Origin of the sequence: Galactobacter sp. (genome assembly GCF_022712295.1) — a bacterium.
In the GTDB taxonomy this organism is placed as follows: domain Bacteria; phylum Actinomycetota; class Actinomycetes; order Actinomycetales; family Micrococcaceae; genus Galactobacter.
The window spans coordinates 1-6,501 of record NZ_JALAGT010000034.1; the positions used below are offsets into that span (position 1 = coordinate 1).

The following is a 6,501-nucleotide window of genomic DNA, read 5'->3' on the forward strand; positions in this document are numbered from 1 at the left end:
ACAGTGCATCACTGTGTCAACCCAGATCTCCGCATCCGCGAGATCACGCTGTTATGGTCGGAACACTTCGACACCGAAGGAGCCGAATAGGTATCGATTGCAAGCACGGACAGTTGCATTCACTGCAACATGCGAGGGTTCATCACGCGGGCGGACATGTCCCCATAGAGCTCGTAGTTGGAGCTGCGCGCTGCCAGGCGGAATCGGTCTGCCGACGGCGCGAGCTTGAACCACGGCGTCCCGGTCGCGATACCGAGCGCCTTGGCCTCCTCCGACCGCGCCACCACGCAGCCGTCGTTGTTGGAGAGCACCACGACCGGGCGATTGAGCAAAGTGGGGTCGAAGGCACGCTCGCAGGAGACATAGAAGTTGTTCACGTCCACCAGAGCGGTGCGTTCACGGCGCACTCCCGCCTCCGGATCCGCGGCTGGATCGCGGTGGACATGCTCCAGCTGCCAGTCCTCGGCGCGGCCCACCAGCTCAGACATCGTTGCCCTCAGACATGATCGGTCTCAGACATGATGCAGACACCTCGTCACGACGCCCCAGACCACAAGATCGGTGTCCGGACCCACGCGATGGGATCGCGTTGCGTCATCCGTTGCCAACAGCACCTGGGTTCGGCCGAGATGCTCGCGTTGATACCAACGCCGCAAGGTGAGTTCGCCGTCCAGCACCACCACGACCACGCTTCGGTCCCGGGGAGACAGCGCACGGTCCACGATGATCTCATCCCCGTTGGACATGCCGCCCGGAGCCATCGCGTCGCCGGAGACCCGCATGATGAAGGTGGAGGCGCGGTCCCTGACCAGCAGCCGATTCAGATCCAAACCACCATGGAAGTAGTCCTGGGCCGGGGACGGGAAGCCCTGGGCCTGCGTCGGGGTACCGGTCCCTGCACCGCCTTCACCGACCGACCAGGCCGCTCCGTAGCGGTCGGGGCCCCCACCCGCGTCATGGCGATCGGCTCCCGGTGCGGCACGTCCGCCATGCGCATGGTCCGCCGATCGCGCTGCCATGCTCGCTCACCCCGCTCCGCTTCACTACGCTTCAGCCACCCAGTGGCCGTAGAACATTTCTGCTATCAGTCTAGGGCAGTGACCTCCGATCGATGACGCAGCTTGCTCTCCACCACGGTGGCCGCTGCACGATCCAACGCCTTCTCCATGTCGGGATCGGACTCGGCCGCCTTCGCGATGCCTTCGGAGAGCTCCCGGACCTGGGACGGAGGCGCCCCACCCCCACACAGGAAGAGATCCCCACCTGCCTTGAAGAAACGTTGAGCCCTCTCGTGGAGCGGGATCGAACGAACCGCTCGCGCCGAGCACAGGTCATCGGAGATCACGGCACCATCGAAGCCGAGATCGTCCTTCAGCAACGCACTCAATACCGGTTCCGAGAAGGTCGCAGGGGCATCCGGATCCAGCCGAGGGTAGATCGCCGAGGACACCATGATCCACGGCGCACCGTCGTCGATCTGTTGCACGAACGGTTGCAGTTGGTCGCTGCCCTCGCCGGTCTCCGCGTCCGTCACGCCCGCAGTGGTGTCGGTGTTCTGATGCACCAACCCGAGCCCGGGGAAATGTTTGAGCACCGGAGCCACGCCGGCCTCCTGCATTCCCTTGGCGAAGGCCGCAGAGGATTGCGCCACCGCGTCCGGCGTCGATCCGTACTGACGGGAGAAATAGCCGATGGGCGGGTTGGCGGCCGCGGTACCTTCCGGGACCGTGTCCGCGATCGGGGCCAGATTCATGTTCACACCGGCCGCGGCCAGCTGTTGACCCCAGGTCCCGGCCTGGTCCCGCAACCGCTGCGTGGGCCATCCGCCCTGCGTCAGCGCGTTGGGCATCCGAGAGAAACCGTTCCCCGTCAGGGTCTGCACGCTGGCACCCTCCTGGTCCACGGCGATCCAGGGCGTGAGACCTGACGTCTCGATGGAGCCACGCACAGTGGCGGTGAGCCGGCGGATCTCCTCCACCCCGGCCGCACTTCGCCCGGACAGGAACACGTTGCCGATCTCCAAGGATCCGAGTTGCCTGGCCCGATCCTGTACGCCCGGTTGCCCCAGTCCCACGGGGACGTCGGCCATGATGACCTGACCGGCCTTCTGCTTCGTGGTCATCTTCTGCACCCGACGCTCGGCCTCGTCCCGCTCCGACGCCGCAGTGCCCGACGGTTCCTCGGCGCCTTGGGTGCCCGGACTCGCCTCGGGAGCCGAGGGGGCCGCGGAGCCGGGACCCGCCGTTGAACCCTGGGAACAGGCCGCCAAGGCGGCCACCGACACGGCCGCCAGGCCGAGCACGGCAGGCAGCAGAGACCGCCAGCATCGAACACCACGTCGTTTCCGGACCATGTGGATCGATGCTACGTGGCCGGCCTGGGTGGGCGCTGCACGGGTTGGCCGTAGACTCGAAACCGTTCCCGCCCTCGTCATCGTAGGAGCCGTACTCATGCCATCGACGCTTCATTCCGGATCCCGGCTGCCCCGCGCAGTGCTCTGGGACCTCGACGGAACCCTCGTGGACTCCGAGCCGCTCTGGATGGACGCCGAATCCAGGATCATGGAGGATCACGGCCTGCCGTGGACTCATGAAGACGCCATGCTGATGGTCGGCAATGCCCTTCCGGATTCCGCGGAGCTGCTGCGCTCCCGCGGGCTGCGACTATCGGTACGACAGATCATCGACACCCTCATCGGGGACGTGGTTGCGCGTATGGCCACCGAGATCTCCTGGCGTCCGGGGGCCAAGGACCTCCTGCGGGCGCTGCACGAGGCCGGAGTCCCGCAGGCGCTCGTGACCATGAGCGAGATGCCCATGGCCGATGCGGTGGTGGAGAACCTGGGCTTCGATCCGTTCAGCATTCGCGTGACCGGCGAGCGAGTGGAGAAGGGCAAACCCGACCCCGAGCCGTACCTGATGGGGTTGGCGCTACTGGATTCAGCGCACGGAACCCCCGAGGCACCGATAGATGCGGCGCACTCCGTGGCGCTCGAGGACTCGATCCCCGGAACCACGTCATCGCTGACGGCCGGGTTGAGAACCGTGGGCATCCCCTTGCATGTGCCCGTCCCGGAGCGGGATGGCCTGCACCTGGTCCGTGACCTCACCGTGGTGACGCCGGAATTCCTGGGTTCCCTCATCGAGGGCCCGGCCGCCTGACCGGGGCCGGCCGGCGCCAACCGGTTGACTTGGGCACGGTTGATTTCGGCGCGGTTTACTTGGGCGCCATCCTGATGGCGCCGTCCAGCCTCACCACTTCACCGTTGAGCATCGGGTTGTCCAGGATCGCCAGGACGAAGTTGGCGTACTCGTCGGGACGACCGAGCCGAGACGGGTGCGGCACCTGCGCGCCCAAGGATTCACGCGCGGCCTCCGGCAGGGACGCCATCATGGGCGTCTCGAAGGTGCCTGGCGCGATGGTGACCACACGGATCAGGTGACGAGCCAGCTCTCGCGCCGCGGGGAGGGTGACCGCCGCAACCCCGCCCTTGGATGCGGCGTAGGCGATCTGGCCGATCTGCCCGTCGAACGCCGCGACCGATGCGGTGTTGATGATGACTCCGCGTTCCTCACCGTCCGCATCCACCCGTTGCATGGCCTCCGCGGCCTTGGCCATGACGTTCACCGTGCCGCCGAGGTTGATACCGACCACCCGCATGAACTGCTCAAGCGGGAGTGCGCCATCGCGGCCCACGAGCTTGCCAGGCGTCCCCACGCCCGCACAGTTCACGCAGATCCTGAGGTCCCCCGCGGCCGCCGCTGTATCCACGGCGGCCTGCACGGCGGCCTCGTCCCGAACATCAGTGGGGATCAGGTGGGCACGCTTACCCAGGGTGGCGACCATGTCCCGCGCCCGATCGGAGTCGAGGTCGAGGACGAAGACCTCGGCCCCGCGTTCCACGAGGGCCGTGACGGTTGCCAGGCCGAGCCCGGAGGCTCCGCCCGTGACGATGGCGATGGAGTTCTCGATACGCATGGACCCACCCTAGCTGCGCGACCGGACAAAGCAGCGGCCCCTGGTCAACCTCCTCACGGAGGTTGACCAGGGGCCGCTGAAAGATGCCTCAGCGCTCAAGCGCTGCAACACCTCGGGTTCACTTGGCGGGAAGCTCCAGCTTCTGGCCCACCAGGATCAGGTCGGGGTTGGAGACCTCGTCGGCGTTGACCGAGTACAGGTCGATCCAGTTGGAGACCTTGTTGTTCTGCGCGATCTTGGCCAGGGTGTCGCCCGACTTCACGGTGACGAACTTGCCGGAGCCCTTGGCGTCGGTCTTCTGCACCGCGGGGGCAGCGGCAGGAGCCACGTGCTTGGCGGCGGACTGCTGCTGCACAGGAGCCTGCTGGACCGGAGCCTGCTGCACGGTGCGCTGCTGCTGGACCGGGGTCTGCTGAGCGGTGCGCTGCACCTTCTGGGTGGTGTAGTTGGTGGTGGCCTTCTTCTGGACCGGAGCCTGCTTGACGGTTGCCGAGGAGCCGCCGCGAGCGCCACAGGTGGGCCATGCGCCCATGCCCTGGGTGCGCTTCACGCTCTCTGCAACGCGGATCTGCTCAGCCTTGGAGGCATTGTGAGCGGAGCCCTTGCCGCCGTTGGCGGCCCAGGTGCTCTGCGTGAACTGCAGGCCACCGGAGTAGCCGTTGCCGGTGTTGATGGACCAGTTTCCACCGGACTCGCACTGAGCGACGGCGTCCCAGTTGGTGGAGGGTGCGGGTGCTGCGCTAGCGGGAGCTGCGGCGAGGGCGCTACCAGCGGCCAGTGCGAGGACTGCGGTGCCGCCGGCGAGGCCGGTGCGGCGAAGCTTGGTGTTCTTCATGATGGTCAACGTTCTCCATGCGTCGCCTCCAGCACGTGGCTGCCCGTTCATACGCGATCATCGAGGATCCGTGGGTAGAGGACGAAACGCGAACGGGATGAGGCCGATCGTCCTCGTGTTCCGACTCGTCCCGACTTTTGGCCGTTCGGGAGTCGTTATCGAAACGTGACTCAACGACGGTAACGAAATGATCACGACTCTGGCAACCCTTGGGTTTCGACATCGGTATCAGTTCATGCCGACCACGTCACAGTCCGAGGAGGCGGATCCCCGGAATTCCGGGGATCCGCCTCCTCGGATCGTCTCCTGTGAGAGTGCTAAGTATGCTTCGTCACACTGCCGAAGACGCTGCGGACGTCTTTCCTACCGACCACAGCCTGACCGGAGCCTCTCCGTGGACCACGTGTTCACCCACGATGCGCGCCTTGTAGACCCACGGATTGTGGCTGGCCGCCGTGCGGGCATTGCGCCAGTGCCGGTCCAGATCCGTCCCGGTGTCCGTTGCCGAGGCACCCAAGGCGTCGAACAGGCGAGTGACCGCGGCAGGGACCGAGGTGGACAACGCCACCTGCCCCTGTGCTGTGGCGAGTTCCGCGCGGTCCACCGCGGCGTCGTCGGCCACTCGCAGAGCCTCGGTCCGCAAGGCAACATCCTCGCCGTCGGGCACCGAATCCTGGGCGGCGCGCAGCGCGACCCCGGCGTCGTAGGCACCCTGCAGCGCCTCCGCCGCGCGCGCCGAGACGGCGGCGGCAGCGAACGCGGCGGAGTCCACCTCACCGACCACGGCGAGCAACTGCGGATCACGCGAGGTCTCCTCGGCGTTACCGTGCGAATATCCGCGCTTGCGGGCGGCCAGGACGGCGCCGACATCGCGCGACGCGGCGCGAGCCACCCCGGCCAGGACCGAGAGCAGAACCTGCTGATACAGGGCGGTCTGATAACGGAAGCGCTCGGTCACGGGGACCACTTCCTCCACCTTCGCTGCACGGAAGACCGTGGTGCCTGTGCCGGTGGTGCGTTGCCCGAACCCCGTCCAGTCGTCGCTGAGCTCCACGGCGTCCTGCCGCGTGGACACCAGCGAGATCACGTCCTCACCCGTGGCCGCGTCCCTGGACCAGACGTCGATCCAGTCGGCAAAGATGGAGCCCGTCGAGTAGTACTTCTCCCCCGTCACCGTCGCGGTCCCGTCCTCGTGGCGCGTGACGACGGTGTTGACGCCGCCCAACTGCGTGGAGCCGACCTCGGTCCACGCGTTGCCCGCGATCTCCCCGGCGACGAAGCGCCGCAACCAACGATCGCGGGAGGCGCCGAGGGGCGCCAGAAGACGGTCCTCCACGAGCGCGAAGTGACCACGCAGCGCCTGGGCCAGATTGGAGTCCGCGGCGGCGAGGTCGGTGACCAGTTCGAAGAACTCCGGAACGGTGAGCCCCTCGCCCCCGTATTCCTGGGGCACGCGCAGAGCCCCGAATCCGGCCGCAGCCAGGTCGCGGATCTCCTGGCGCGGCAGCTCCCGGGTCTGGTCCCGACGCGCGGCACCCTCGCGGATCCGCTCGAGAAGCGGAGCGTAGTGGGCCCGCAGGCGGGCCACCCGCTCGTGGTCCTGCCCGACGGCGGGGCTCGGGTCGGTTTCGTTCGTCGACTCGGTGTTTGCCGCCTCGGTGTTTGCCGCTTTGGCGGCAGGGTTGGGC

The 6,501-nt window shown here is 67.2% G+C and carries 6 protein-coding genes and 1 pseudogene; 1 reads left to right on the forward strand and 6 read right to left on the reverse strand.

The window, feature by feature from the left end:
* Positions 1-140: 140 nt before the first annotated feature.
* From Q0A15_RS02630 to Q0A15_RS02640, 3 genes and pseudogenes are all read right to left on the reverse strand, one after another.
* Positions 141-407, reverse strand: a pseudogene (locus Q0A15_RS02630) (DNA polymerase V subunit UmuC); the annotation flags it as partial.
* A 105-nt stretch (positions 408-512) separates the two neighbouring features.
* Positions 513-1,019 (reverse strand): LexA family transcriptional regulator, encoded by a 507-nt coding sequence (locus Q0A15_RS02635; RefSeq protein ID WP_291277987.1) that lies wholly within the window; start codon positions 1,017-1,019, stop codon positions 513-515.
* Between the two features lie 65 nt (positions 1,020-1,084).
* Positions 1,085-2,353: a glycoside hydrolase family 3 N-terminal domain-containing protein gene (locus Q0A15_RS02640; RefSeq protein ID WP_291277988.1), complete on the reverse strand. Its 1,269-nt coding sequence runs from the start codon at positions 2,351-2,353 to the stop codon at positions 1,085-1,087.
* Between the two features lie 97 nt (positions 2,354-2,450).
* On the opposite strand from Q0A15_RS02640, the gene Q0A15_RS02645 reads away from it, so the two are divergent.
* Positions 2,451-3,161: an HAD family phosphatase gene (locus tag Q0A15_RS02645; RefSeq protein ID WP_291277989.1), complete on the forward strand. Its 711-nt coding sequence runs from the start codon at positions 2,451-2,453 to the stop codon at positions 3,159-3,161.
* Positions 3,162-3,216: 55 nt separating this feature from the next.
* Here Q0A15_RS02645 and Q0A15_RS02650 read toward each other — a convergent pair whose 3' ends face one another.
* The 3 genes from Q0A15_RS02650 to Q0A15_RS02660 form a co-directional block, all read right to left on the reverse strand.
* Positions 3,217-3,978, reverse strand: a complete 762-nt coding sequence (locus Q0A15_RS02650) for an SDR family NAD(P)-dependent oxidoreductase (protein WP_291277990.1) — start codon at positions 3,976-3,978, stop codon at positions 3,217-3,219.
* A gap of 118 nt (positions 3,979-4,096) precedes the next feature.
* Positions 4,097-4,813 carry a transglycosylase family protein gene (locus Q0A15_RS02655; RefSeq protein WP_291277991.1) on the reverse strand — a complete coding sequence of 239 codons (717 nt, stop codon included), beginning with the start codon at positions 4,811-4,813 and terminating at the stop codon, positions 4,097-4,099.
* Between the two features lie 331 nt (positions 4,814-5,144).
* Positions 5,145-6,501 (reverse strand): acyl-CoA dehydrogenase family protein (locus Q0A15_RS02660; protein WP_367273351.1); only part of this gene is annotated, 1,357 nt, incomplete at its 5' end.

Coding starts and splice junctions, on each gene's coding strand:
- Q0A15_RS02635 (WP_291277987.1), bottom strand. CDS start 1,019: ATGGCAGCGCGATCGGCGGACCATGCGCATGGCGGACGTGCCGCACCG.
- Q0A15_RS02655 (WP_291277991.1), bottom strand. CDS start 4,813: ATGAAGAACACCAAGCTTCGCCGCACCGGCCTCGCCGGCGGCACCGCA.
- Q0A15_RS02645 (WP_291277989.1), top strand. CDS start 2,451: ATGCCATCGACGCTTCATTCCGGATCCCGGCTGCCCCGCGCAGTGCTC.
- Q0A15_RS02650 (WP_291277990.1), bottom strand. CDS start 3,978: ATGCGTATCGAGAACTCCATCGCCATCGTCACGGGCGGAGCCTCCGGG.
- Q0A15_RS02640 (WP_291277988.1), bottom strand. CDS start 2,353: ATGGTCCGGAAACGACGTGGTGTTCGATGCTGGCGGTCTCTGCTGCCT.